20 protein-coding genes are annotated in these 26,354 nt (G+C 59.2%); 10 read left to right on the forward strand and 10 right to left on the reverse strand.

Going from position 1 to position 26,354, the window contains the following annotated elements; genetic code table 11:
* Positions 1 to 203 precede the first annotated feature (203 nt).
* The 3 genes from GSQ94_RS07730 to GSQ94_RS07740 form a co-directional block, all read right to left on the reverse strand.
* Positions 204 to 1,091, reverse strand: a complete 888-nt coding sequence (locus GSQ94_RS07730) for an EAL domain-containing protein (RefSeq protein ID WP_371417468.1) — start codon at positions 1,089 to 1,091, stop codon at positions 204 to 206.
* A gap of 286 nt (positions 1,092 to 1,377) precedes the next feature.
* Positions 1,378 to 1,977, reverse strand: a complete 600-nt coding sequence (locus GSQ94_RS07735; protein WP_158942991.1) for a DinB family protein — start codon at positions 1,975 to 1,977, stop codon at positions 1,378 to 1,380.
* A 273-nt stretch (positions 1,978 to 2,250) separates the two neighbouring features.
* The gene (locus tag GSQ94_RS07740; RefSeq protein ID WP_254063724.1) at positions 2,251 to 2,820 is read right to left on the reverse strand and encodes a DinB family protein; all 570 of its coding nucleotides are present in this window, start codon (positions 2,818 to 2,820) and stop codon (positions 2,251 to 2,253) included.
* Between the two features lie 180 nt (positions 2,821 to 3,000).
* On the opposite strand from GSQ94_RS07740, the gene GSQ94_RS07745 reads away from it, so the two are divergent.
* Positions 3,001 to 4,500 carry a hypothetical protein gene (locus GSQ94_RS07745; RefSeq protein WP_158942993.1) on the forward strand — a complete coding sequence of 500 codons (1,500 nt, stop codon included), beginning with the start codon at positions 3,001 to 3,003 and terminating at the stop codon, positions 4,498 to 4,500.
* 88 nt (positions 4,501 to 4,588) lie between these two features.
* Positions 4,589 to 5,914: a cysteine desulfurase family protein gene (locus GSQ94_RS07750; RefSeq protein WP_158942994.1), complete on the forward strand. Its 1,326-nt coding sequence runs from the start codon at positions 4,589 to 4,591 to the stop codon at positions 5,912 to 5,914.
* A gap of 399 nt (positions 5,915 to 6,313) precedes the next feature.
* Here the strand turns inward: GSQ94_RS07750 and GSQ94_RS07755 are convergent, their stop codons facing one another.
* Positions 6,314 to 8,182 (reverse strand): APC family permease, encoded by a 1,869-nt coding sequence (locus GSQ94_RS07755; protein WP_158942995.1) that lies wholly within the window; start codon positions 8,180 to 8,182, stop codon positions 6,314 to 6,316.
* Positions 8,183 to 8,364: 182 nt separating this feature from the next.
* Between GSQ94_RS07755 and GSQ94_RS07760 the strand changes: the two genes are divergently transcribed.
* Together GSQ94_RS07760 and GSQ94_RS07765 are read left to right on the forward strand one after the other, a co-directional pair.
* Positions 8,365 to 8,937, forward strand: a complete 573-nt coding sequence (locus GSQ94_RS07760; RefSeq protein WP_158942996.1) for a glutathione peroxidase — start codon at positions 8,365 to 8,367, stop codon at positions 8,935 to 8,937.
* A 115-nt stretch (positions 8,938 to 9,052) separates the two neighbouring features.
* On the forward strand, positions 9,053 to 11,014 hold the full coding sequence (locus tag GSQ94_RS07765) for a M61 family peptidase (protein WP_158942997.1): 1,962 nt from the start codon (positions 9,053 to 9,055) through the stop codon (positions 11,012 to 11,014).
* Between the two features lie 75 nt (positions 11,015 to 11,089).
* On the opposite strand, the gene GSQ94_RS07770 is transcribed toward GSQ94_RS07765, so the two are convergent.
* Entirely contained in the window at positions 11,090 to 12,658 is a 1,569-nt protein-coding gene (locus tag GSQ94_RS07770; protein ID WP_158942998.1) for a glycosyltransferase family 87 protein, read from the reverse strand.
* A gap of 101 nt (positions 12,659 to 12,759) precedes the next feature.
* Between GSQ94_RS07770 and GSQ94_RS07775 the strand changes: the two genes are divergently transcribed.
* A complete protein-coding gene (locus tag GSQ94_RS07775; protein ID WP_158942999.1) occupies positions 12,760 to 13,518 on the forward strand; it encodes a DUF4239 domain-containing protein in 759 nt (252 codons plus the stop codon).
* Positions 13,519 to 13,588: 70 nt separating this feature from the next.
* On the forward strand, positions 13,589 to 14,686 hold the full coding sequence (locus GSQ94_RS07780) for an alpha/beta fold hydrolase (protein WP_158943000.1): 1,098 nt from the start codon (positions 13,589 to 13,591) through the stop codon (positions 14,684 to 14,686).
* Positions 14,687 to 14,755: 69 nt separating this feature from the next.
* On the opposite strand, the gene GSQ94_RS07785 is transcribed toward GSQ94_RS07780, so the two are convergent.
* Positions 14,756 to 16,081 carry an SPOR domain-containing protein gene (locus GSQ94_RS07785; RefSeq protein WP_158943001.1) on the reverse strand — a complete coding sequence of 442 codons (1,326 nt, stop codon included), beginning with the start codon at positions 16,079 to 16,081 and terminating at the stop codon, positions 14,756 to 14,758.
* A gap of 150 nt (positions 16,082 to 16,231) precedes the next feature.
* Positions 16,232 to 17,656 carry a serine hydrolase gene (locus GSQ94_RS07790; protein ID WP_254063725.1) on the reverse strand — a complete coding sequence of 475 codons (1,425 nt, stop codon included), beginning with the start codon at positions 17,654 to 17,656 and terminating at the stop codon, positions 16,232 to 16,234.
* Between the two features lie 158 nt (positions 17,657 to 17,814).
* On the opposite strand from GSQ94_RS07790, the gene GSQ94_RS07795 reads away from it, so the two are divergent.
* On the forward strand, positions 17,815 to 18,150 hold the full coding sequence (locus GSQ94_RS07795) for a YegP family protein (RefSeq protein WP_158943002.1): 336 nt from the start codon (positions 17,815 to 17,817) through the stop codon (positions 18,148 to 18,150).
* A gap of 75 nt (positions 18,151 to 18,225) precedes the next feature.
* Here the strand turns inward: GSQ94_RS07795 and GSQ94_RS07800 are convergent, their stop codons facing one another.
* Entirely contained in the window at positions 18,226 to 19,170 is a 945-nt protein-coding gene (locus tag GSQ94_RS07800; RefSeq protein WP_158943003.1) for an alpha/beta hydrolase, read from the reverse strand.
* A gap of 293 nt (positions 19,171 to 19,463) precedes the next feature.
* Between GSQ94_RS07800 and GSQ94_RS07805 the strand changes: the two genes are divergently transcribed.
* The gene (locus GSQ94_RS07805) at positions 19,464 to 22,805 is read left to right on the forward strand and encodes a glycoside hydrolase family 38 C-terminal domain-containing protein (protein ID WP_158943004.1); all 3,342 of its coding nucleotides are present in this window, start codon (positions 19,464 to 19,466) and stop codon (positions 22,803 to 22,805) included.
* Positions 22,806 to 23,212: 407 nt separating this feature from the next.
* The gene (gene mnmA, locus GSQ94_RS07810; RefSeq protein ID WP_158943005.1) at positions 23,213 to 24,340 is read left to right on the forward strand and encodes a tRNA 2-thiouridine(34) synthase MnmA; all 1,128 of its coding nucleotides are present in this window, start codon (positions 23,213 to 23,215) and stop codon (positions 24,338 to 24,340) included.
* Positions 24,341 to 24,349: 9 nt separating this feature from the next.
* Here mnmA and GSQ94_RS07815 read toward each other — a convergent pair whose 3' ends face one another.
* Together GSQ94_RS07815 and GSQ94_RS07820 are read right to left on the reverse strand one after the other, a co-directional pair.
* Complete coding sequence (locus tag GSQ94_RS07815) at positions 24,350 to 24,928, reverse strand: hypothetical protein (protein WP_158943006.1); 579 nt, start codon at positions 24,926 to 24,928, stop codon at positions 24,350 to 24,352.
* 90 nt (positions 24,929 to 25,018) lie between these two features.
* The gene (locus tag GSQ94_RS07820; protein WP_158943007.1) at positions 25,019 to 25,414 is read right to left on the reverse strand and encodes a YtxH domain-containing protein; all 396 of its coding nucleotides are present in this window, start codon (positions 25,412 to 25,414) and stop codon (positions 25,019 to 25,021) included.
* A 402-nt stretch (positions 25,415 to 25,816) separates the two neighbouring features.
* On the opposite strand from GSQ94_RS07820, the gene GSQ94_RS21705 reads away from it, so the two are divergent.
* A partial coding sequence (locus tag GSQ94_RS21705) for a BON domain-containing protein (protein ID WP_158943008.1) occupies positions 25,817 to 26,354 on the forward strand: 538 nt, incomplete at its 3' end.

A 26,354-nucleotide genomic window follows, 5' to 3' on the forward strand; every position in this document is an offset into this window, starting at 1 on the left:
ACGGATCCACAGGCCGCGCCCATCACATCCAACGAATCATGCTGGGAGAGTAAAAATCCGTCTCAATCGTCCAAGTCTGAAACTAAAACAATGCCGCAGTTGGTATAGAGTCGCTTTTGCTCTTGTGCTTGTCATTCCCGAAGGGAATCTGCGTTTGCAGTCTCTACACCATCCGGCAAACTACCGTCTCTAAGCCCTGTGCTCTACTGCCGAAGCGCATTGCGAAACCACTCCCGCTCATCCCGCGTGATGCGCGAGAAGTATTTCGGCTCCGCTTTGGGAAAACGTACCTGCGGAAGCTCGCACGCCATAGGATGCGCAAACAGAAATCCCTGCATGAACCGAATCCCAAACCCCCGCAGCGTCAGGTACTCTTCCACCGTCTCCACGCCCTCTGCAATCAGCTTCACCCGAAGTTTGCGGCACACCTTGCTGAACGCTTCGACGATCGTCTTCTTCGCGCGATTCGACTCAATCCCTTTAATCAGCTCCCGGTCGATCTTCACCACATCCGGAGCGCATCGCGCCAGCACATTCAAGCCCGCGTAGCCCGCACCAAAGTCGTCGATTGCAATAATGATCCCGGCCTTGCGATGAAGGTCCACGATACGCGCAAGTTCAATACCGTCCATCCTCACGCCCTCGGAGAGCTCCAGCATCACGGCATCCGGCCGCAGTCCATAGTGCTTCGCCAGGCGGACCACATAGCAGGCATCCTTGTTCCGCAACTCCATCAGGGGCCCAAGATTGATGGCGACCTTCGCGCCCCTCTGCTCCAGGCGCATCGTCGAGGCAAGTTTCAAAGACTTCGCCATCGCAAGCTTGTCGAAGGAGGGAATCTGCCACGGCTCGAAGTCCGCAATCAGGTCGGAGTAACTCTCCCCGTGCATCCCTCGGCACAATGCCTCGTAGGCATACACGGTCTCAGTCTCTAAATCCACGATCGGCTGCAAAAGGATCTGGAACGCAGGAAAGGTTCTCAGAATCCTACGAGCCGTCGGGTCACTACCTTCCGCGGAATAAAACATTAGGCTGCCTCCACTTCTCTGCTCAGGCAACGCAAAATGGGAACGTGCGGTGGTCCTACCCATAAACTTCCGGAACGCTTCATGCCAAGCTAATCCCTCAGCACACCGGCGAGTTGTATCTCAGATAACGAAAATATCATCGGCTTGGATGTAACTTTCTTCAACTTATTTACCCCAAAATCATGATTTTTTCTCGAAGTTTTGATACGTGATGTCACCCGGGATATCCGGAACAGCGGGAGCGTCGCCAGGCTGGCACAACGTTTCGCCTTGAGCCACCAAACACTAAGAGCGGCCCGCAAAGGCCGCTCTTAGTGTTCTCCATACCTTTAAAGACTCACCGCAGACCCTACTTCCTGCTGGCTGGCGGCACAATCCCATTCATCCGCAGATACTCCACCAGCTGCCCATAGTGGTCGAAGCCATGGGCCACCAGACCGCCCGCCAGGCTCGCCCGAGTCTCGGCTCCGTGCACGCTCTCGAAGGCATTCTTCTCCGTCAGCGTCGCCATTGCCTTGTGCGCGAAGACAAACGAAGCCATTAACGCCTCGATCGCCTTATCTTTCCCTTTGATATTCGCCAGCGCCTTCACGTCCACATCCGGCTTCATCCCGCTCGCCGCGGAAGCGTAAAAGTAGTTCGCCGAAGCGACATGCAGCACCATCGCCCGGAACGTGCTCACTCCGGTATATTCGCTCCCCTGCCCAGCCACGAAGATCGCAGCGCTCGGCGCAAAGTCGAACTTCTCCGCAGGCATCGCCTTGGCCAACGGCACAAAGTCATCCTCAAATCCCTTCAGCATCGCATCGAAGCTCTTCGATGGCTCAATCATCGTCCCCGGAGCAATCTTCGGTTCCTTCGCATCCATCTGCGCCTGCATCACTGTCGCCTGCATCCCGGACACACAACAACCCATCAGCGCCAGCGCCACAACCATCCGTTTCATCATCGTTTGTTCTCCACTATCTTCCTGAATTCGCTGCGATTGTTAACCGCAGAGCCGCGCTAACTCTACCAGATTCCATATCCCATTGTGTCAATCCCGTAGAACCTTCAGCCGATCAAAACCTCATCACCACAGCCTCAACCCGCGTCGTCGAAACCAAAGTCCTCGGCAATGGCCACCTACGCTGACGGCTGCCTCACCGCAGCAGGATCTGGTTCAGCTCCGCATCCGCGCAGCCGAAGCCATCTCCCACCTGCAAAGCTTCAAACATCCCACCTACGAATAAAGCATCGCAGACCGCTCCGAACAGACAGGAAATCTTGTATCAGCTTTGACCTGCTCGATCTGAAACGCATGCCGCATAGCGTGTTGGCCCAACACCACCAGCCACTGGTAACAGTCAAGGTCGCCAAGCGCAGTATGCGGAAAGAAGTGATCGCGCAGACTCGCCTCTGTCTCTGTGGCGAAGGCAACTGTCTCCGCTCTGGTCTTTTGCAACTCGAGAACCAGCTCGGCCCTGTCCGGCCACCTTCCCGTCGGATAAACCGGCTCTGGACAAACCAGCGTGTTACTCCGGCCATTCGCCACACCGAAAACGAACGCTTCCTTGGCCCCAGCCTGCATCTTCTTCTCAGGCTCCGCGGCCTCCACCAGAGTCTTCGCAATCGTTGACCGGATGTATCCCTCAAGCACGACCACGTGTTCGATATTGTCTGCAATCGACCATCGCGCCGGTGACTCTTTGAAGCTCCACTGCTCAGCTGTTAGACCATCCACCAACTCCAGCAACCGCGCTTCACTCGAAGCCAGTTGATCCAGCACTACCTGTCGCTCTTGCAAGTCCATCTTTCGCATCCTTATTGCATCGGTAAGGATCCAGCCAGAGCTTAAGATCTTCCTCTCAACCGAAACCCGTTTCAAGTCTATATCGCATACTCAAACATCTTTTCAGGGCCTCGCAAATTCAGTATCCCTGCTTACGATTTTTTTGAGCACAATAGGACTACGCTCTCGGAAGAGGTAGGTATGCTTCGTCTTTGGCGACTCTCGCTTAGCCTGTGGTTCATCGTTCCGTTGTCGTCGGCGCAGGAGAGGCACGACCACGGCATCCCCGAGAAACTCGGAAAAGTATCCTTCCCCATCTCCTGCGCACCCTCCGTGCAGCAGCAGTTCAACAGCGGCGTAGCCCTGCTGCACTCCTTCGCCTACGCCGCCGCGGAACAGACATTCCAGGCCGTCGCCAAAGCCGATCCGCAGTGTGGAATGGCGCACTGGGGAGTTGCCATGACCTACTTCCATCAGGTCTGGTCTCCAAACCTCCCTCCCCCTGCATTTCCCGTCGGACAAAACGAGATCCTCCAGGCAGCTCGTCTCGGCGCAAACTCCGACCGTGAGCGGCAGTTCATCCACGCCCTCGGCACGCTCTACCAGCAGTCCATCACAATCATGCCCGACATGCGCACCCTCGCCTACGAGCAGGCGATGGCAGACCTCGCTCAAAAGAACATCCACGATGTCGAATCACAGGTCTTCTACGCGTTGGCGCTCCTGGCCAACGCCTCACCCGCCGATAAGACGCACGCCCTGCAAGAGCAGGCAATCGATATCCTGGAACCGCTCAATCGCGAGTACCCTAATCATCCCGGAATCGCTCACTATCTCATCCATGCCTGCGACAGTCAGGAGCTCGCAGAACGCGGCCTCCCTGCGGCCAGGACTTACGCGCAGATCGCTCCATCGTCGCCTCACGCGCTGCACATGCCATCCCACATCTTCACCCGGCTCGGTCTATGGGACGACTCCATTGCGTCCAATCTCGCCTCGCGCCAGGCCGCGCACCAGCATGGCGACACCATGGGAGAACTTCACGCCATGGACTATCTCGTCTACGCCTATCTGCAGACGGGACGCGAAAAAGAGGCGAGCCAGGTCGTAAAGGATCTCAACGCCATGCCGAAGCTCAACATGAGCAACTTCGGAACGGCCTATGCCGCGACCGCAATTCCCATCCGCGACGCCGTCGAACGAGGCCGATGGTCTGACGCTGCAAGCATCGCTCTTCCCTCGGGAGCGCCACCCTCCGTCGTCGCCATCGCTGTCTGGTCCAGAGGGATAGGCCTCGCGCGCACAGGACACGTTCAGGACGCCCGCGTCGAGGCGGATCAACTTCGGCAGATCGAAACTCAGCTTCGCACCTCGGGCGATATCTATTGGTCCATCCAGACTGGTATCTTGGCGAGCGAAGTCATGGCGTGGTCCGCTCAGGCAAGCGGCGACCCACATCAAGCCCTCATGCTATTGCGCGCCGCAGCCGACCAGGAAGACGCCATCGAAAAACAGCCGGTGACACCTGGCCCAATCCTGCCCGCCCGCGAACAACTCGGCGACCTGCTCCTGCAGCAGAAGCAACCAGCCATCGCTCTGAAGGAATTTCAAGCCGCTCTAGCAGAGGCGCCCGGACGTCGCGGAGCCTTGCAGGGTATCGCCCAGGCTTCGCAACATAACAATCAAGCCGAAATCCACTGATGCTCCTGGCACCTGATGCTAAGCCTCTTACTCCTTCTCACCCTCTGCCCGCAGAACGAGCGCCACCCCTAAGCAGTAAAATAGAGACATGCGCCGAATCTACATGGACGCGAACGCGACCACGCCTCTCCTGCCCGAGGTCTTCGAGGTCATGCGTCCCTTCTTCCTGGAGCACTACGGCAACGCCAGCTCCATCCATCAGCAGGGACAGTTCGCCCGCGCCGCCGTCGACCACGCTCGCGACCAGATCGCCCATCTCCTCCACTGCCGCACCTCCGAGATCGTCTTCACCTCCGGAGGCACCGAGAGCGACAACCTCGCCCTCTTCGGCATACTCAACTCAATCAGCACATTAAAAAACGAGCCCGCCCACCTCATCACCACCAGCATCGAGCACGACGCCATCCTCCGCGCCGCCGAATCCCTCGCAAAAAATAACATCGAGGTCACCTTCCTCCCCTGCACTCCGCAAGGACTCATCGAACCCGCCGCCTTAATCGCCGCCATTCGTCCCAACACAAAATTAGTCAGCGTCATGTTCGCCAACAACGAGACCGGCGTCATCCAGCCCATCGCCGCCCTGGCTGCCATAGCCCACGCTGCTGGCGCTCTCTTCCACACCGACGCCGTACAGGTTGTCGGCCGCCTCCCACTCGACCTCAGCCCGAAAGGCGCTCTCAAGGACGTAGATCTCCTCACCCTCTCCGGCCACAAGATCTACGCACCCAAAGGCATCGGCGCACTCTTCGTCCGCCGCAATGTCCGTCTCGCCCCCATGCTCCACGGAGGCTCTCACGAGCGGCAGCGCCGCGCAGGAACCGAAAACGTAGCCGGCATCGTCGGCCTTGGCAAAGCCGCAGAGCTCGCCCACGTCTGGCTGTCCCAAACACCCGCAACCAATCTGAGCCTTACGACAACTCCGAGCGCAGCCACGAATCAGGGTGCCCCATCTCTCGACCCTGAGATGGGGGCATCGGGCGCATGCCCGACCGCTCTCTCCCACCAGGCCGACAGCCCCATCCACCTCGCAGCCCTCCGCGACCGCCTCGAACAAGGCATCCTCTCTCAAGTCGAGGAGTGCGGCGTCAACGGAGCCGGAGCCCCGCGCGTCTCCAACACCACCAGCCTCTACTTCGATCACGTCGAAGCTGAAGCCCTCGTCATCGCGCTCGACCTTAAGGGCCTCTCCGTCAGCGGAGGCTCCGCCTGCCAGTCCGGTGCCACCGAGCCCTCCCACGTCCTCACCGCCATGGGTCTCTCCCCGGCCCGCGCCCGAGCCAGCATCCGCTTCTCCCTCTCCCGCCTCACCACCATGGAAGAAGTAGACGAAGCCCTGAAGCTCATCCCCACCGCCGTAGCCCGCCTGCGCGACCTCAGCCCCACCTGGCGCCGCCCCGAGCCGCTAGTCGTCTGAGAAACCTGTCCGGGACTCGACAGCGGTACACCCTAAAGCCTCTCCTAGCACATCATCTCGGCTGTGCACTCTCGTCTCTCGACCCCACCCCACCTCATCTCGACCGAAGCAACGGACAGTCTCATCGTCTGTTGCGCAGTGGAGAGATCCCCGTATTCGCCCTGTTCTTGTCTCTCATCGGTGTCATCCATGCAATCGGCGTAACCCTTACACTTCTTAGGACAGACTCCGAGACCCACCCAAAATAAATCGCAAAAAGTTGGCGCATCTTTCGTCATGTAAAAATGCGCGGCGAAACACCACCATCCACCGCGCATCTCACCACGACCACACCATCAAATCACCACATCGAAACGGTCTTTTTCGCAAAACTCCCAGCAAAAACGGCACTCGGCCGCCTCACAGGTACCAGGGAATATTTACCACCACAATTCTCTGATTCCCCCTCACCAGCAGCAGCAGCTTCAGCAGCTGAACCCGCTGATTATGCAGCGCATTCTCCCACCAGTGCCGCACCACCAGCTCCGGCAACAGTACCGCCACCTTCCGCCCGGGATTCTTCTCTTCAAGCTCCAGAATGTAATCCATCAGCGGCGTAATGATGAACCGATAAGTCGAAGGAATTGTCACCAGCTCCGGCTCCTGCAACCCCTCTTTCCTAATCGGCGCCATCACGAAGTCATCCCAGATCTCATCCAGGCTGCCCTCTTCATCATCGGAGTGCACATGCACCACCTTGATCTCCTTCGACAGCAGCAGCCCAAACCGCATCGCCTTCTCGGTAATACGGTCCCACCGCGCCATCGGAATCACCACGATCGGCTCCTGCAGATTCACCAGGTTCAGCGGCGTCATATCCGCCATCTCCCGCTTTACCCGCGAGTAGTGCCGCTTCACTACCCACATAATCGCGATCAGCACCGGCACCAGCAGCGCCGTGACCCACGCCCCTGTCTTGAACTTCGCCAGCAGCACAATAATCGTGGTGATTCCAGTAGCGACAGCGCCGGTGCCATTCACGAACATGTGCCATCCGCGGCCTGGGTGCTTTTCCATCTTCATCCAGTGCACAACCATGCCGGCCTGCGACAGCGTAAACGCCAGGAAAGCGCCGATCGCATACAGCGGAATCAGCCGGTCCGTCACGCCACCGAACAGGATCAGGATCACCGCCGTAAATCCGGTCAGCGCATAGATACCGTGCGAGTACAGCAGCCGCCGGCCCCGCAGAATGAATACATGCGGAAGATAGTCATGCAGCGCAATCGCCCGTGTCAGCCGCGGAAAGTCTGCGAACGCCGTGTTGGCGCTCAACGCCAGCGCCAGCAACACGCTTCCCATGGTCAGAAAATAAAACCAGCCGCGCCCAAACACCGCCGTCACCAGCAAGCTCAGCAAGCTCTGAAAGTGCGCCGCATCGGGATCCATTGGCATAATCTGATATGTCTTCGCCAGATAGGCGATGCCGAATAGCAGCACCATCAGAATCCCAATGATGATAGTCAATGTCCTCTGAGCCCGCTGCACCCTCGGTTCGCCGAACGCCATCACCCCGTTCGACACCGCCTCCACACCGGTCATCGCGGCGCATCCACTGGCGAATGCCTTCAACAGCATCCACGTTCCCAGCGTACCCACAGTCGCCGGTAAAGCAGCAGGAATCGGTGCCATCGGCAGCGGGTGCCCGCCCGCGTGCACCGTCTTCCACATTCCAACGGCGATCAGCGCAAGAAGAGTACCGACAAACAGAAAAGTCGGAATGATAAACGCCGTGCCCGTGTCCTTCACCCCACGCATATTCACGATCGCGAGAATCGTCAGAATTACCAGGCAGATCAGCAACGTATGCGGCTGCAGACTGGGAGCAGCCGAAGTCAACGCCGTCACGCCCGCCGAAATTCCTACCGCCGCCGTCAGGATGTAGTCGATCATCAGCGCCGCTGCCGCCAGCAGTCCCGGACCCTCGCCCAGGTTCTCCGTCGCGACCGTATAGCTTCCCCCGCCACCCGGATACGCCGCAATCGTCTGCCTGTAGCTGAAGTAAACAATGGCCAATAGAATCAGGATCGCCCCGATGATCCGCCATCCATACTCCACCCCGCCGATCCCCAGCGGGATCAGCAGCGTCATCGCAGCCTCGGGCCCGTACGCTGCGCTCGTCAGCCCATCCAGGCCAAAGATGGGTATTCCGGCTGCGACACCAATGTGTTCAGCCCGCTCTTCACTCGTTGCTAACGGCCTACCAATAATCGAATCTGTTAGTGACATACGATTTAGATCCTACCGCCTCTATCGGCTCAACTCCCTCAATCTGTGTATTTAACCTTGCGGCTCTTCAAAAAAGTCGTAAAGATCTTATAAAAGACCTGCCTGAAAGTTCGCTATCGCAAATCGTTCCAACCCACCGATCACCCTATAATCTTCTCAATCTAAGGTTTCAGGAGTGTTCCATGTCCCCCGCAGCTCTCTACGACATCCCCGTCCACAAAATCACCGGCGAAGGTACCTCGCTCGCTGGCTATCGCGGCAAAGTCCTCCTCATCGTCAACGTCGCCTCCAAATGCGGTCTTACCCCTCAATACGACGCCCTCGAAAAGGTCTACTCCCGCTTTAAAGAGTCCGGACTCGTCGTCTGCGGCTTTCCTGCCAACGACTTCGCCGGTCAGGAGCCAGGCTCCAACGAAGACATCCAGACCTTCTGCCGATCCACCTTCGGCGTCGAGTTCCCCATGTACTCGAAGATCGCCGTCACCGGCTCCGACACCCACCCCCTCTATCAGTCGCTCATCGCCCAGCAACCGGAGGCCACCAGCCCTGCCCCCGGCCGCCAGGCATTCCGCGAAAACCTCGATGGCTACCTCCAGCAGCACGGCGCCACCACCAACCCGGAACCGGGCATCCTCTGGAACTTTGAAAAGTTCCTCGTCGACCGCAACGGCAAAGTCGTCGCGCGCTTCTCCCCCGAAGTCCTGCCCGACGATCCTGCCGTCATCGCCGCCATCGAATCAGCACTCAACTCCTGATACCAGGACGCAGTCTGATCTCTCTCCTTCAGGCTGCGTCCTTCCCGTTCCTCAGTTCGTCTAATCCCCTAATATCTAAAATTTGACGCTTAGCTCGAGAGGACACCACCCGCTCATGTTCAGTCGCACCTCTGCCCTGTCTCTAGCCTTCCTGGTTCTCTCACCTTCCGCTTTCCTCTCTGCCCAGAAGAAGTTGGCAGCAAACAGCCACGCCAGCCAGATCCCGCACCTGGGCGAAGCCATCCAGATCACCGCCGACCTCTCCGAGGCTCCCCGCAAGATCTACCACGCCGAAGTCGACATCCCAGTCCAGCCTGGTCCCGTCTCTCTCACCACACCCCAGTGGATCCCCGGCAACCACCGCCCTACCGGTCCCGTCGATGACATCACCGGCGTCGTCTTCACCGCCAACGGCAAGGTTCTCCCCTGGCGCCGCGACGATGAAGACCTCTACGAATTCCATGTCACCGTTCCCGCCGGCGTCACCACCCTCCACGCCCACCTCGACTGCATCGTCACCGCCCGCGTCAGCGACAAGCTCGCCGTCCTCGAATGGGAAAAGCTCCTCCTCTACCCCGCGAAGACGCCCGTAAAAAACATCGCTATCCAGCCCTCGGTCAAAGTCCCTGCAGGCTGGGGCATCGGCACAGCTCTGACCCCCACTGACGGCTACGATCCTCAAAATCCAAAGGGCGGTCTCACCCGCTACGCCCCCACCACCGTCGAGCAGCTTGAAGACTCCCCCGTCATCACCGGCCAGTACTTCCACGAGTTCGCCCTCGCTCCCGAGGTCACGCCCAAGCACTACATCGACGTAGTCTCCGACTCGCCCGAAGACTCCAAGCTCCGCCCCGCGCTCCTCACCGAACTCAACAACCTCGTCCGCGAGACAGGCGCAGCCTACGACTCACGCCACTACAACGTCTACCACTTTCTCCTCACGCTCTCTGACGTAGCCGGCGGCGAAGGCCTCGAGCACGGTCAATCCTCTGACAATGGCGTAGGCGAAAAAGGCTTCTCCAACCCGATGCATCAGCTAGCCGAATCCGACCTCCTCTCCCACGAGTTCACCCACTCCTGGAACGGCAAGTACCGCCGCCCCTTCAACCTCTATCAGGACGACTTCGAAAAGATGCAGCAGGGCTCGCTCCTCTGGGTCTATGAAGGCATGACCCAATACCTCGGCAACGTCCTCGCAGCCCGCTCCGGCCTCAAATCGCAGGAGCAGTACCGTGAGATACTCGCCCTCTCCGCCGCCAACCTCGACTACAAACCAGGCCGCGAGTGGCGCAGCACTGAAGACACCGCCATCGCTGCCAGCATTCTGCGCGGCGGAAATCCCGCCTGGTCCAACTGGAAGCGCGGTCAGGACTACTACCAGGAGGGCGAACTCTTCTGGCTCGACGCCGACACCCTCATCCGTCAAAAGACCGACAACAAAAAATCCCTCACCGACTTCCTGCACATCTTCCTCGGCAAAGGCGGCAACACCGGCCCGCTCATCGTTACCTATAACCGTGACGAGCTAGTCGCCGATCTCAACCAGGTCATGCCGTATGACTGGGCCACCTTCATCCACGAGCGCATCGATAATCTCAATCCACGCGCCGACCTCACCGGCATCGAACGCGGCGGATACAAGCTCGTCTACACCGACAAGCCCTCGAAGTCCGAGCGCACCATGGCTGAATCCGGCAGCCGCCGCGGTAGCTCCGTCAATGTCTGGTACTCCCTCGGCTTCCGCGTCAGCAGCGAAGGCAGCATCGCCGACGTTCGCTGGAACGGCCCCGCAGACAAGGCCAAGCTCTTCCCCGGCCAGAAGATCGTCGCCGTCAACGGCAACGTGTACTCCGGCGACGCCCTCAAAACAGCGGTTAAACAGGCAAAGGGAACCTCCGAGCCCATCCACTTCATCGTGCAAAGCGATGCCTTCGTCACCACTGCCGACATCGACTATCACGAGGGAGAACGCTATCCCTCGCTCGTCCGCGTAGACGGCACGCCCGCCTACCTCGACGACATCACCAAGCCTCTCGCAACACCCGAACCCATCCCAGCGGAGCCGGCAAAAGACTAACCTGCGAGGGATCTCAAAGAGAGAAGGCGCGAGCTATAAACTCGCGCCTTTCTCTATTTACGTCGCCTTCGCAAGCTACTCTTTAGGCTGTAGAACCCCTGCCCGTGGAACATACAGAAACTGAGGTTTGATCTGGGGGGTAGACGGGTTTGCATAAAAGGCCGCCTCCTCCGGAACACTCAGTATTCGGCTCTGCATGGGGTACGCCGCACCAGCAGCAGCCGTAACCTCTCCCAGGTAGTCCTGCTCTTCGGGAAACATGGTGCTCGGAGAGCGGTCGCAGAGAATCCCGTCATACTCCTTGTTTTGGAACGAGGCGATAAGCTCCGCCTTCAGCCTCTGCCCGGCCTCCCCATGATCGGCCCGCAGAACATCCCAGATGGCCATACTCCCGGCGAATCCTTCTTTTCCGGCAGAGCCTGCATCGATCACATGATGCATGACAAAGATCTTTCCCGGTAACGCAGACACCCGGTTCAGCGCATCGGTCGCATCGGCTCGCTGCGCCGCCGTCGGAACGAAGCTTCCCGGCGAGTAGATCAAATGTGAAAATTGCAGGAGGCACGCAACCAGTGCGGCTAGTTGCAGCGGGACAGAAAGATTCGCCGGAGCCTGCTTCGCACTCGACAGAATCTTGTGTAGGCTGAGCCCAAACAAAACGCACAGCCACGCATAAAGCGGCAGCGTCACATTATTCGATCCGCCTAGGTGCAACCTCGATGACAGCGAGGACACCGTTAGTCCCACCGTGGTGAAGAGAAAGAAATACATCCGCCTTCGATCTTCCGTGCCCCTGGATGACTTGGAAAAGTAAAGAGCAGTACCCAACGCTGTAACCAGCAGAAGAACCCCAAGAGGATCGATGAGATCCCGCAGCCAGAACAAGGCAAACTTCTCCCGCAGCCAGGCCTGTCGTGAAGGCAGAAAAGCGGTGTAATAGCGATACCATCCATGGTTCTGCCGGTCGATCAACCACGACGACAACCCCACCGCCAATCCAAATGTACCCAGCCCCGCAATCAGCTTTCGCGGCCGGCCAATCTCATGCGCCAGCACAAGCACCGCAACCGCGAGGGCAGTCTGTTTGGTCTGAAACGCAACGGCGAAGACGATGGCCGCCCAGACCGGAAGTCCTCTCTCCGCTAACCCAATCGCCAGCAGTAAGAAAAAGAGATACAGCATATCCACGCGCGCCAGATCGAACCACGCATTCGTCTGCGCATACAACGCCGCGAAGACTCCGCAAGCCATCCATGCCGAAAACCGGTCCCCCGTATCGCGTCTCACCAGGTGGAAGATCACCACGAAACATCCCGTCGTCGCCACAATGCTGAGCACCCTGAGAGGAACAAGCCCCACCCCGGTGAAATGGCTCAACACCGCGCCCAGGTAGTAGTAAATCGGCGTGTACATAAACGGCACGAAGTCCTTCGACGGCGCTACGTAGAGCTGCTGATGATGCACGATGCGCCGCATCATATCCAGCACTCCACCCTCCGACCACTCCAGCATGTAGGGGAACGTAACTCGCTTCAACGCGATGGCATAAAACAATCCGACAAACCCCAAAGCAAGCAGAGAGAGCAGAAAGATCAGACCACGTTTGGCAAGTTCAGCCAACTCGGGCAATTTGGATTCAGGCATTGCTGCAATTTACACCCTGGCAGACTCTCCCAGCTTGCTTTTTGTAGATAATCCTTCCGATCTTCAGTAATCTTCAAGACCAACCGGAGACCTGGCTACCCATGCTCACTCGCGCCGAAAACGTCGTCGTCCTCATCGTCACGATGACCTGCTCCATGCTCTTCATGCTCGCTCTCAATCGTCTTTGGCCACAGGAAAAACGCACCCTGCACAATGACCTCATCGGTTGGCAGATCGGCATCCTTGGCACCACCTACGCCGTCATCCTCGGCTTCATGCTCTACACCGTATGGACCAACTTCGGAGATGCAACCCTCAACGCAGACCTCGAAGCCAATGCCCTCCGTAACGTCTACCGTCTGGCAGAAGGACTCCCAGCCCCACAGCGCAATCTGCTCGAACAGCAGACCCGCGCCTACGCCGATGCGGTCATCAAGAGGGACTGGGATGAGATGTATCGCAGCCAGATCCCCGAAGAGAGCCACCTCATCAACCGCGACATGTGGAAGACGCTAATGTCCGTCAAAGCCGCCGCGCCCTCTGAGCTCACTGCCGAGGACCACGCCCTTTCCGAACTGAGCTCCCTCACAGAGCACCGCCGCACCCGTATCCTTCAGAGCGCATATCATCTCCCCACCATCTTCTGGGCTGTCCTCCTGGTCGGAGGGCTCGTTACGATCCTCTCAGCCTCCCTCTTCGGCTCCGCCAACCCCGCCCTACACGCCTTCCAGGTCTTCTGCTTCACCCTGCTCATTACCCTCGTGTTGCTCGCCATCGCCGACGTCAACCTCCCCTTCCGCGGCTGGGTGCACGTCAGCGTCTATCCCTTCCAACGCGCCCAGCAAAATATGAGCGATTAGAGACTCCGCCCCGTGATATCCGATATATCTTAGAGTCACTGCGCGAAACCATCGCCGCCGGGAGTCCACGTTGACCTCGCTCACTAGCCGCCTTCGCCTCATCGCTGTCTTCTGCTCGCTCGGCGTTGCAGCCGCTACAGCCCAAACCGCGCACACCAACTGGCCCACCCAGGACGGCACCTACGTCGTCAAAAACTTCCACTTCGGCTCCGGCGAAACCCTCCCCGAGCTGAAGCTTCACTACCTCACCCTCGGGCAGCCCCATCACGGCGCCGATGGCCACACCGACAACGCCGTTCTTCTCCTCCACGGCACCGGCGGTGACGCGCACTCTCTTCTCAATCCGGCCTTCTCCGACGTTCTCTTCGGCCCCGGCCAGCCTCTGGACATCACAAAATTCTTTATCATCCTCCCGGACGACATCGGCCACGGCCAATCCTCCAAACCCTCCGACGGCCTCCACATGCACTTCCCCCAATATGACTACGACGACATGGTCGCCTCCCAGCACACCATGCTCCTCGAAGGTCTGCACGTCGATCACCTCCGCCTCATCCTCGGTACCTCCATGGGCTGCATGCAGTCCTTCGTCTGGGGCGAAACCTTCCCGCACTTTAGCGACGCCCTCGCGCCCTTCGCCTGCCTTCCCGTCGAACTCGCCGGACGTAATCGCATGTGGCGCTACATGGCCATGGAGTCCATCAAGCACGATCCCGCATGGAATAACGGCGAGTACACCGCCGAGCCCGTCGAAGGTCTCCGCGGAGCCAACGACCTCATCGTCATCGCCGGCAGCGCGCCTCTGCAGATGCAGAAGAACTACCCCACCCGCAAGCAGGCCGAAGCCTACATCGACCGCGTTCTCCCCGCCAGCATCGCCCACACCGACGCCAACAACTTCCTCTACTACGTCAACGCCTCGCGCAACTACAACCCCCAGCCCAAACTCTCCACCATCACCGCTCCGGTTCTCTGGATCAACTCCGCCGACGACTTCATCAATCCGCCGGAGTTGGGCATCGCAGAAAAACTCGCCCCCACCCTACCGAATGCGAAGTTCATCCTCATCCCCATCTCCGACGCCACGCGCGGCCACGGCACCCATACGCAAGCCGCTGTCTGGAAACAGTACCTGATCGACTTCCTGGCCCAGACGGCGAAAAAATAATCATTCCCACCAAATACAAAGAGCGGAGAGTTATCTCTCCGCTCTTTCTGTCTTCCCTTCCAAATAAACTTACCGCCGATAGTTCTGCGCGTAGCTGTCATGCGGCAGCCCTTGTCCACGCTCCTTTTTTACCAGAGCAAACGCATCCTCCCGGCTCATCGTTCCGCCGACAGTGACCAGATAAGGCGCACGCCCATTGGGCGTAAACACCTCGGGCTTCCAGTCGGAGTGCTTCGCTGCGAGACTCGCAGCCTTCTCCTGAGCCTGCGCCTCATGGCTATAGGTAAACGCCACCACCCGCCACAACCCGGCACTGTTATTCGTAGCAACCGGCGCTGCGGAAGCAGCTACATCCGGCACTGCAGCAGCGCCGGGCTCAACAGCCGGAACCTCCGGCGCAGGTCCTGCAGCCGCATCGCTTGCCTCTGTCGGAATCGCCGGCACGGTAGCATTTGCCTGCACAGCGCCCGACTTCGACGCCCGCCCCCGTACAAAGAACACAACCAGCAACAGCAGCAGCATCGCGCCAAGCCCGATGGCAAGCCGCCGCCCGTCAATCCCACCCGACGCCTCCTCCGCCGGCAACCGAACCCGCTCTGTCGGATACGACGGAAGCTCCACCGCCGCTGCAGCCAGCCCCTCGCTCGCAGCCATCCTCTCGCTCACAGCCATCCTCTCGCTCACAGCCACGGGCCGAGCCTCTACCCGCACCTCACTCTCCGAGCGCAGCGCCTTTGCAATCTCCGCCAGCCCCCACTCCCCGCTGATTCCCTTCGCAACGATCTCGTCGTACGGCTCCTCCAGCGGCAGATCCCGTCGTGCCTCCTCCAGCGTCTTCTTCTGCGTCAGGGACTGCAGCAGCACCACGGCAAAATCATGCACGTCCTTGCTCTTCAGCTCGCGCCCCTCGCGCCCCTCGGGAGTCTCCCGAATGCAGTCGCTGCGCAGCTTGATCGCCTCGCCCACCGCAAGCACATTGGCCGGCTCGATATGCTCATGCACAAATCCGTTCGAGTGCAGCGCCTCCAAAGCGGTCAGCAGACTCGTCGCAATCTGCTTCGTCTCCTGCATCGTCAGGCGCCGCTCCGCCAGAATCTCCGCGAGATTCGCATCCACCGACTCCATCACCGCATACACCAGCGAGGTCTCGTCCAGAGTCACCTGGCCAAACTGAATCAGCTTCACCAGGTTGGGATGGTTCAACACCTGAATCCCGCGCCACCGCACCAGGATCTCTTCATCATCGAAGTGCGACTCGATCAGCCGGATCACCGTCGGTCCGCCGACACTATTCGAGGTCGAAAAGAATGCGCTTCTTCCCTCCGGCCGTATCAGCTTTGTGAGTGGAAACGCTCCATCGATCGTTCTTCCTTCATACTCCGTCCAAAGTTCCATGTCTGATCTACCGTCCTAAGTATTGGTTCAAGGAGAAGGCCACAAAGGGCAAGTAAAACAAAGAGGGACGACGAAAAGCACTTCAGGTGCAACCATACGCCTCGCACACAGCCCTATTATCCTTTATTGCGCCACGACCCTCAACGCATACTAGCTCCCCGAGGGGATTACCAGGTACTGCTCTAGCTTCCCGTCCGGCTCCTCGTACGTCGTCACCCGCAACTGCCGGTCTGGAAAGCTCACACTAAACACCCGAAACGTCATCCCGCCTCGTAGCTCCTCGTCCGCCTGCTTGAAGCTGGTCGGCGCGCCCAGCGGCTTCAAACTACCGGCAAAGTCCGCCACCGCCTCCGCCGTAAAGTACGCATCGCAAAACGCCGTCAGCTGCGACCGGTCCAGCCTCCCATCCTGCAACCCGGTAAACATCGCAAGCGCGCGCCTCTCAGCCGCCGTAGTCGCGTCTGCGCCACTCCCCGCCGAACTCACTCCTAACATCAACGCCAGGATCTTGCGTCCCAGCGCACCCGCAGCGCTCGAAGCATCCTCGTTCGTCAACACCGTCACCGCAAGCTTATCGTCCGGATACACCGTATTCTGCGACACAAACCCCGACACCTCGCCGCTATGCGAGATCACCTTACGCCCCAGACGCTCCGCCACCTGCACCCCCAGGCCATAGTGAGTGCCGCTCCCATCCTTCAGCTTCACCTCGGTGAACATCTCGTCGTAAGACGCCTGCGACAGCAACGTCCTATCCATCAAACTGATATTCCACAGCGCCAGATCGCTGGCAGGCATGGCCAGCTCACCCGCCGCAAACATCCACCCAGTACCCTCCTGCGGTGCAGGACGCAGCGGCCCCAGCGCGTGCTGGTAGTAACCAGTAGGGTCGTTCGGCGGCAGTCTGCTCGCATCCGAGTTCAACACCCCGGTCATCTTCAACGGCCTGAAGATCCGCTCCTGCAACTGCTCGATCAGCGGCTTGCCCGCAACGATCTCCGCAATCCGCCCGGCAATCACATAGTTCGTATTCGAGTACTGCCACTTCGTCCCCGGCTCAAAGTCCAGCGGCTTCTTCCCCCACACCTCCAGAATGTGCTGCGGCGTCGCCGGTTGCATCATCGAGGTCATCACGTAGTCCTCCGGCCAGAAGTCCTGGTACCCCGACGTCATCGACAACACCTGCCTTACCGTCACCTCGTTCGCCCGCGTCAGCTCCGGCAGATACTTCCCCACCGGATCCTCCAGCTTCACCTTGCCATCCTGCACCAGCAGCAGAATCACCGCCGCCGTAAACTGCTTGCTCACCGATCCGATCGAGTACTGCATCCCCGGCTCCGCCAGCATCACCGGCTCGAGCCGCGCCTTCCCATAGGCCTTCACATAGGCAACCTTCCCGCGCTGCACCACCGCCACCGAAGCGCTCGGCACGCCTGTAGATTTCAGCACCTCAGCCGCCGCAACATCGATCCCCGTCGCCGCAGCCGCAGGCAGCGAACTCTGCCCCCAGGCCACACCCACCGTTGCAAAACCCAATGCCAATACAGTCGCCGCGCCCACTCGTACATTCATCATGTTCGAAAGACTATCAGCGCCCGCATCCGACCGTCAGCCCACCGCGTTATTTCTTCGAACATCCTTATTTCAGGCCCCGAAACACCAGCTACAATCCTTGCCAGTAAATCCAAAGTCTCTTGCGAAAGTCTCAAAAGCCCCATTCCTAAGGAGAATTCATGTCAGGCACCTTCGAAATCAAAAAAGCGAAAGACGGCGAGTTCTACTTCCACCTCAAGGCCAGCAACGGCCAGATCATCCTCGCCCGCGAGATGTACGTCGCCAAGTCCTCGGCCGAAAATGGCATCGAGTCGGTCAAGAAGAACGCCGCCAACGATGCCCACTACGAGCGCAAAGAGACCAGGAACGGTCAGCACATGTTCAACCTCAAAGCCCCCAACCATCAGGTCATCGGCACCAGCGAAACCTACACCACCACCTCTGCCCGCGACGGGGGCATCGAGTCCGTCAAAACCAACGCACCCGGAGCCGCAATCCACGACCTGACCACATAAGCCCCACTCGATCATCCACGCTGAACAAAGGCCGCCTGAAGGAGGCGTCGCAAAACCCTTCGAAGCGACGCCCGCCTACTCCGGGATCATCCCAATCGTTCCCAGCCATGTCTCCACGAGCTGCGGCCATGCCGTCGCGGGATACTTCGTCCTGCGCAACCCAAAAGCATGGCCGCCCTCAGCATAGGAGTGGAACTCAACCGGAACCCCAGCCTTCTTCAGTCCCGCATAGTAAGTCAGCGAGTCCCACACGCTATCAACTTTATCGTTTTCATTTTGAAGCAGAAACGTCGGCGGTGTCTTCGCGGTAATGTGAGTTGCGATATCGGGGTTCAGCGCAAGCGAGCCTTCCTTCATTGAAAGATGCCCGGGATAGAGAGCCACGGCAAAATCCGGACGGCAACTCTCTTTATCGGCAGCGTCCACTTCGGGATACAGTCGTCGGTCAAAGTGAACACTGGTCGCAGCGACAAGATGCCCACCCGCTGAGAATCCAAGCACTCCTATCTTGTGCGGATCGATGTGCCACTCCGCAGCGTGAAGACGAACCAACCCTATCGTCCTCTGGGCATCTTCAAGCGCCATCGGAGACTGAGGGTAAGCACCCCAATACGGAGCCGATCTCGGAGCGGGAACTCGATACTTCAGAAGCACGCACGTAATGCCCTTCGATACGAGCCAATCGCAAACCTCTGTCCCTTCAAGATCGATGGCGAGAATCTCATATCCCCCACCAGGAAACACGATCACAGCGGCTCCGGTGTTCTCTCCAGTCGGGGAATAAACGGTCATCGTAGGCTGCGAAACCCTCTCCACGGAGAGCCAGGGCTTACCCGCCACGAGCGACTCTGTCCCTGTGCTCTTCATATCCTCTGGCCCCTTCATAGGCCGAGCATCGGGCACGGTACTCGGCCAGATCCGCATCTGCGTATGTCCAGGCGATGGCTGCCAGACAACCTGTTGCGCGCCCATTTGGCCAACCGCAAGAACCGCAATCGCACTCACCATCAAAGCCCTCATCCAAACTCCCATGACCAACCACCCTCCGTCGCCTGTGTAAGTCTTTCTTCGTCCGTCTTCACAGAAGGAGGGCTGACGCTCGGCACGCAGCGCCCCCGCGCAGCATGCGCTCCATCAAGATCGATCTTTGTTTAATGACCTTCCAGCGGTCTGCCATTGGCATCGCGCGAAGTCGCACAGAGCCTTCCTACAATGCACGAGTTTTCCAATCCTGGATATTTACAAGGTTGGTTCGAGTCCTAGGAAACTCGCCTCGTTGTGAGTTACCCCTTGCATTTGCTACTCTTGCCCCCATGCGCCTTCGTCTGCTTTCGCTCACCCTCCTCGCCTCCTGCACCACCCTCCTCGCACAATCCTTCACTCCAGTCCGCGAGCAGAAGAACCTCTCCCCCGCCGCCATCGCCAAGCTCCACACCCTTGAAACCCTCAACGCCCTCCCTGGCGGCGAGTGGCACTTCCACGTCGGCGACATCCCCCACGGCGAATCCACCACCCTCGACGACTCCTCCTGGACCCTCGTCGCTCCCAAATCCAAAGCCCCCCACGAAGCCGTCTGGTACCGCCGCGAGATCGAAGTCCCCAAGACCCTCAATGGCTACGACATCACCGGCTCCCGTATCTCCTTCCAGTTCCGCTCCGACGCCAACGGTGCCGTCCCCGAGATCATCTACTTCAACGGCAAGCGCGTCGCCCTCGGCGAGGACCTCGAACCCATCGTCCTCTTCGATCCAGCCAAGCCCGGCGACAAGATCCTCGTAGCCGTCAAGCTCCTCCAGACCGTCGACGACAAGACCTTCTCCGGCGTCCGCCTCACCATCGAGCCAAACCCCAACGCCACCGGCGCAACCGTCCGCCCCTCACCAGACGACATCCGCATCCAGTGCATCACCGCTGCCAATCTCCTTCCCGCGCTCCCCACCCCGCGCAAAGACCTCCTGCCCAAAGTCGAAGAAGCCGTAGCCGCCATCGACACCAACGCCCTGGCCTCCGCCGACCAGGCTGCCTTCGACAAATCCCTCCGCCACGCCCAGGAGATCCTCACTACCGTCCACCCTGTTCTCGCCGAAGCCAGGATCGACCTCGCCGGAAACTCCCACATCGACGCCGCCTGGCTCTGGCCCAAGAGCGAGACCGTCGACGTCGTCAAGCGCACCTTCACCACCGCCCTCCAGCTCATGAACGAGTACCCCGACTACACCTTCTCCCAATCCGCCGCGCAGTACACCGAGTGGATGGCCGACAAGTACCCCGCCCTCAACGAACAAATCCGTCAGCGCGTCAAAGAAGGCCGTTGGGAGATCGTCGGCGGCATGTGGGTCGAGCCTGACCTCAACCTCCCCGGCGGCGAATCCCTCGTCCGCCAGCTCCTCGTAGGCCAGCGCTACTTCCAGAAGGAGTACGGCGTCACCGCCCGCATCGGCTGGAACCCAGACTCCTTCGGCTACAACTGGCAGCTCCCCCAGATCTACAAACGCTCCGGCCTCGACTACTTCGTCACGCAGAAGATGCACTGGAACGACACCAACCAGCTCCCCTTCCGCCTCTTCTGGTGGGAGTCGCCCGACGGCAGCAAAGTCCTCACCTACTTCCCCACCGACTACGTTCACGACAACGTCCTCCCCTCCCGCATCTCCGCCGACTTCTCCGAGTCCGCCGACCGCAACCCCGGCACCACCGAGATGCTTGACCTCTACGGCATCGGCGACCACGGCGGCGGCCCCACCCGCGCCATGCTCGACCAGGCGGACCACTGGATCGCCGCCGGCTCGAAAGACCACGACGCCGTCCCCACCATGCGCTACCACACCGCGCAGCAGTACTTCTCCAGCGTAGAGAAAAACCTCAACCCCACCTCCCCCACCTGGGACTATGACAGCATCGCCAAGGGCTACACCGCCCCGCCAGCCGCCAACGGCGCACTAGGAATCCCCACCTGGAAAGACGAGCTCTACTTCGAGTACCACCGCGGCGTCTACACCACGCAGGCCGCGCACAAACGCAACATGCGCACCAGCGAAGTAGCCACCCTCGACGCCGAAAAGCTAGCCTCTCTCGCCTGGCTTGACGGCCAACCCTACCCCAACGACGAGCTCACCGACAACTGGAAAAAAATCACCTTCAACCAGTTCCACGACCTAGCCGCCGGCTCAGGCATAGCCGTCATCTACCGCGACGCTCAAAAGGACTACACCGAAGTCTTCCATAACGACACACTCATCACCGATGCCTCCCTCAACACCCTCGCCGCAGCTATTGACACACAGGAAAAGGGCGGGAAAGGTTCGCCTGAAACTCCTACCATCGTCTTCAATACAATGGCTTGGCCACGAACCGAAACTGTGGAAATGAACGTTCAGCTTCCTGAAAATGCTTCCAATATCGGTATCGAAAATTCACACCACGAGAGACTCCAGACACAGGTCATCGCCCACGACGCCACAACAAATAGTTTCAAAGTGCTTGCACATGTAGATCACGTTCCTGCGCTGGGCTACGAAGTATTGCACGCCTTTGCTGCCTTCAACGGCGTAATTTTAGATGACACGCCACAACTCGACGAGACTTCTAGCTCGTACAAGCTTTCAAATGACAAAGTCAAGATGGCTATAGATCGAAAGACAGGATGTATTACCTCGCTCGTTTCACTTCCCGGCAATGTAGAAACTCTCGCACCCAACGCCTGCGGCAACCAACTCCAGACCTTCAAAGATCTCCCCAAGAATTACGACGCATGGAACATCGACCCCGGCACCCTCGACGGCACCATGACTCCCATCTCCAATGTCGACTCCATCGCCGTTACAGACAACGGTCCACTCCGTAAAACCATCCGCATCACCCGCACCTGGCAGTCCTCGAAATTCGTACAGGACATCTCTCTCGACGCAGGAGCCGACACCGTCCGCATCTCCAACGACATCGAATGGCACGAGAACCACGTCCTCCTAAAGGCCGCCTTCCCGCTAGCCGCCACCAGCGGCAAAGCCACCTACGAGATCCCCTACGGATCCATCGAACGCACCACCACCCGCAACAACTCCTGGGAGCAAGCCCAGTTCGAAGTCCCCGCCATGCGCTGGGCAGACCTCGGCGACGACAAGCAAGGCGTCTCCATCCTCAACGACTCCAAGTACGGCTACGACGCCGTCGGCAACACCCTTCGCATCACTCTCCTCCGCTCCCCCACATGGCCCGACGCCGACGCCGACCGCGGCCACCAGCACTTCGTCTATTCCATCTACCCACACACCGGCACCTGGAAACAAGCCCAGACCGTCCGCCGCGGCTACGAACTAAACGACCCACTTAAAGCGCAACAAGTCTTCGCCCACACCGGCACCCTCCCAGCTGAGCACTCCTGGGCCAGCATCGAAAACCCCAACGTAACCCTCACCGCCGTCAAAAAAGCCGAAGACTCCGACGCTCTCGTCTTCCGCATGTACGAGTGGGCCGGAACCCCCACCGAAGTCAAACTCCACATCCCCCACGGCGCCACCTACGCCATCGAATCCAACATGATGGAAAAGCCCGAAGGCGACCACCTCAACCTCACCAACGACGTAGTCACCGTCCCCATCAAACCCTACGAGATCCTCACCCTCCAGGCCATCTACCCAACCCCCGCCACAAAATAGTAAGCAAACCATACCCTGCGCTTCCCCACTGGAAGCGCAGGCCGTCCCTTCCGCCAACCCCGATCACGCAAGCGCCGAAGTCTATCTATAGGTCTTCCGCCACCACCTCAGACTGATCCAAAACCTCGTCAAGCCCCCAAATCAACAAAACCCGCGCCAATCCAGCACGTCCGCGTGGCACATCAGTTCCCTCGACATTGATATACTGGCTAGAGGAAGTAGAGCCCAGGCACACCGCCCGCGCCTAACTCCCACAAAACAAGTATTTTGCGCATAACCCCTTTCGATGGAATATTTTACAGGCACATGCCCCCTGTAAGCGACACATACGAAACAACTTCCGCGCAAGATACCCCTAAGGGGGAGGGGGTACCCCCAATGCACCCCAGTTCAGAAAAGAGTCACAGATGTCTCATGAGCCTGACAACACCATAGCGGTCGCCATGTCCGGAGGAGTCGACTCCTCCGCCGTCGCCGCCCTCCTGCGCGCTCAGGGGCACGAACTCGTCGGCCTTACCCTCCAGCTCTGGAACCAGCGCCGCCTCGCCGGACACGAGGGCATGCCCGAGGCCGTCCAGGGACGCTGCTGCTCCATCGATGACGTCTACGACGCCCGCCACGTCGCCGAGCAGCTTGGTATCCCCTACTACGTCGTCAACCAGCAGGACCGCTTCGAGGCCGATGTCGTCAAGCCCTTCGTCTCGGAGTACCTCGCAGGCCGAACCCCTATCCCCTGCACCCTCTGCAACAATCACCTCAAGTTCGACCAGCTCCTCACCACCGCCCGCCAGATCGGCGCCGACCGCATCGCCACCGGTCATTACGCCCGCAACCACTTCGACGATTCCCGCCAGCGTTGGATCCTCTCCCGCCCCGAAGACAAGTCCAAGGACCAGACCTATTTCCTCTTCGGCCTCACGCAAGAACAGCTAAGCCGCACCCTCTTCCCCCTAGGCGAGATGCAGAAGCCCGCCGTCCGCCAGATGGCCGCCGACGCTGGCCTCGCCGTAGCCCAGAAGTCAGACTCGCAGGAGATCTGCTTCATCCCCGGCGGCGACTACAACACCTTTCTCAAAGCCTACCTCGACGAACAGGGCGAAGATCTCCCCAACACAGCCGGAGAACTCGTCACCACCACGGGCGAGGTGCTCGGTCAGCACGAAGGCATCCAGAGTTTCACCGTTGGCCAGCGCAAGGGTCTAGGACTCACCAGCGTAAACCCGCTCTACGTCCTCGCGATCCACCCCGACTCGCACCAGGTAACCGTCGGCTCAGACGAGGATCTCTACTCCCGCCACCTCACCGCCGACCGCCTCAACTGGATCTCCATCCCCGAACTCATCGAGCCGATCCGCGTCAGCATCAAGGTTCGCCACCGCCACACTCCAGCCATGGCCACGCTCACCCGCATCGACTCCGAAACCGTCCGAGCCCTCTTCGACGAGCCGCAACGTGCAATCACCCCCGGCCAGTCCGCCGTCTTCTATCAGGAAGACGAGGTAGTCGGGGGTGGTTGGATCACTAGCAACAACTAAAAAAGAGAGCTACCAGCCCTGGTCCGAGTCACGCCGGCTGCTTGGCCGCTCACTGCCGAACTCCTTCGCCCGGCCTACCAGAACGTCCAGCCCCGCCTTCAATCCATTCAGCAGGCCAGAGACCTCACGCAGCGGAACTTTGATCCCCCGCTGAACAGTCTCGGAGATATCGGCCGTAGTGTTTAGGACCGAAGTCACAATCCCGTCCACCCGGGCTACCTGGGCACGTGTCTTAAAGTTCAGATCGCTCACGGTCGAATCGAAATCCTGAGCCTTGGCACGAACAACGTGGCTCGTCTCGACAAAGTTCTCAGTAATGATCTTTATCTTTGGAGCAGAGTCCTGGATCAGGCCATGCGTCCCATCGATAATCGGCATCACCTTCAACCGCAGCTCCTCCGCGATCTCAAGCCCACGTTTTCTCGCCTTAGCCGCACCAACTGCCATCGCAATCAGAGCGCAGGCCTGCACCACCAGCGCAACAGCAACCATTCCAACGAAGACCATCAACAACTTCGAATTTCCCGAAGAGAGCGAACCAGGGTCTTCCAGCCACATTCCGGACATCACGATCCGCATCGCTTCCATAACGTCCCTCATCCCTCAAGTTACGAGATAACAATCATAAGGCCCGGCCGCCAGCGAGGGTCGACCGGGCCCAGACTAACAGAAACCGTTCTAGGAGTTGGGCTCGCTCGTCGTACTCGCATAAGCTTCTTTGCCCGCGTCGATCGCAGCAGACACCTTATCGGTGTGTTCCTGCACTAGTCCCTTGCCTTTTTCAACATACTGCGCCCACTGAGTACGTCCGCGATCGTAGTACTCCTTACCGCGATCTACATATTCGCCTACCTGCTGTTTCCCTTGAGTGGCCAGCACCGCCGCACGGTCCTGCGCCTGTTGCGCCAGTACCGCCGCCTTATCCTTCGCATCGAGAGCACTGGCAACCAGATCCTCTCTTATCTCTTTTCCAGCCTTGGGGGCATACAGCACCCCGACTAGGGCACCAATGCCCAAACCCGCCAGGAACCATCCCAATCCACTTACTCCACTCTCGTTGTCGTTATCTGACATGTCATTCTCCTGTTCAGGTTTTTCGAGTGCGAAATCTGCCTCTTCGCTTTTATAACTCAACTTGTAGATTTACATTCGCAATAGTCTTTAATCTGATCCAGCCTACTCTGAGTCTCAAGTTAGCAGCAGATCTCAATTCCTTTCTAAGGAAGATGCCCTGTCTAAAGATTAGGTTGCGCGCCCACCTGTTTCCAGGGGCTCCTTGGCATAAACTCGATCTCAAACGTAGCCCTGATTAGACGACTTTCATAAGCAGCTTCGTCTAAAGCCTCAAGTCTGGCTCTCATCGTGACGCAGGGCGCGGTTCACCTGAAACTTCGAGCTGATACGCCGCATCGGATAGTCAATCAGTCATTTACAGTGTTCGCAGTGATGATCACGGAACGCACGAAAGAGGGTTCTATGCACGCCGCTCGTTATCTCTCTGCCACACGCGCTCTTCTGGCAGTCACAGCTTTGGCCCTTACTTTGGGATTCTACGGATGCAAAAGCTCTCCTACAACGCCTGTCGACGACGCCAGTCTGACTGCAGCCGTGCAAAGCCGCATCTTCGGCGACGACGCCCTCAAATCCGAGCCCATCAACTCGTCAGTCCAAGGCGGCGTCGCCACCCTCAACGGCAACGTCAGCAGCGAAGCAGCGCGTTCCCTCGCCGCAGCCGACGCAGCTCAGGTCGCTGGCATCAAGACCGTAGTCAACAACCTCTCTGTCCAAGCCCCTGCGCCTGCTATGACTGCCGCTGCCGTTCCACCGCCCGCGCCTTTGCCGTTCCCAGCCACCCCAAAGAAGACTCCCGCGCCCAAAGCGATACCTAAGCCAAAGCCGGCACCGGTCGTCCACGAGTCTGCCCCTATCGAATCCCCAGCCCCCCAAGCGGCTGCCGCTCCACCTCCTCCACCCCAGGAACTCCCTGCGCCCCCACCCCCACCGCCGCCACCTC

Source organism: Granulicella sp. S190 (assembly GCF_009766095.1).
GTDB lineage: Bacteria > Acidobacteriota > Terriglobia > Terriglobales > Acidobacteriaceae > Edaphobacter.

Bases quoted from the DNA above. Each gene is read 5' to 3' on its own strand.
- GSQ94_RS07735 (WP_158942991.1), bottom strand. From the start codon at position 1,977: ATGATGAAACGGATGGTTGTGGCGCTGGCGCTGATGGGTTGTTGTGTG.
- GSQ94_RS07745 (WP_158942993.1), top strand. From the start codon at position 3,001: ATGCTTCGTCTTTGGCGACTCTCGCTTAGCCTGTGGTTCATCGTTCCG.
- GSQ94_RS07805 (WP_158943004.1), top strand. From the start codon at position 19,464: ATGCGCCTTCGTCTGCTTTCGCTCACCCTCCTCGCCTCCTGCACCACC.
- GSQ94_RS07740 (WP_254063724.1), bottom strand. From the start codon at position 2,820: ATGGACTTGCAAGAGCGACAGGTAGTGCTGGATCAACTGGCTTCGAGT.
- GSQ94_RS07790 (WP_254063725.1), bottom strand. From the start codon at position 17,656: ATGATGAATGTACGAGTGGGCGCGGCGACTGTATTGGCATTGGGTTTT.
- mnmA (WP_158943005.1), top strand. From the start codon at position 23,213: ATGTCTCATGAGCCTGACAACACCATAGCGGTCGCCATGTCCGGAGGA.
- GSQ94_RS07820 (WP_158943007.1), bottom strand. From the start codon at position 25,414: ATGTCAGATAACGACAACGAGAGTGGAGTAAGTGGATTGGGATGGTTC.
- GSQ94_RS07770 (WP_158942998.1), bottom strand. From the start codon at position 12,658: ATGCCTGAATCCAAATTGCCCGAGTTGGCTGAACTTGCCAAACGTGGT.
- GSQ94_RS07730 (WP_371417468.1), bottom strand. From the start codon at position 1,091: ATGGGTAGGACCACCGCACGTTCCCATTTTGCGTTGCCTGAGCAGAGA.
- GSQ94_RS07750 (WP_158942994.1), top strand. From the start codon at position 4,589: ATGCGCCGAATCTACATGGACGCGAACGCGACCACGCCTCTCCTGCCC.
- GSQ94_RS07815 (WP_158943006.1), bottom strand. From the start codon at position 24,928: ATGGAAGCGATGCGGATCGTGATGTCCGGAATGTGGCTGGAAGACCCT.
- GSQ94_RS07775 (WP_158942999.1), top strand. From the start codon at position 12,760: ATGCTCACTCGCGCCGAAAACGTCGTCGTCCTCATCGTCACGATGACC.
- GSQ94_RS07785 (WP_158943001.1), bottom strand. From the start codon at position 16,081: ATGGAACTTTGGACGGAGTATGAAGGAAGAACGATCGATGGAGCGTTT.
- GSQ94_RS07800 (WP_158943003.1), bottom strand. From the start codon at position 19,170: ATGAGGGCTTTGATGGTGAGTGCGATTGCGGTTCTTGCGGTTGGCCAA.
- GSQ94_RS07795 (WP_158943002.1), top strand. From the start codon at position 17,815: ATGTCAGGCACCTTCGAAATCAAAAAAGCGAAAGACGGCGAGTTCTAC.
- GSQ94_RS07760 (WP_158942996.1), top strand. From the start codon at position 8,365: ATGTCCCCCGCAGCTCTCTACGACATCCCCGTCCACAAAATCACCGGC.
- GSQ94_RS07755 (WP_158942995.1), bottom strand. From the start codon at position 8,182: ATGTCACTAACAGATTCGATTATTGGTAGGCCGTTAGCAACGAGTGAA.
- GSQ94_RS07765 (WP_158942997.1), top strand. From the start codon at position 9,053: ATGTTCAGTCGCACCTCTGCCCTGTCTCTAGCCTTCCTGGTTCTCTCA.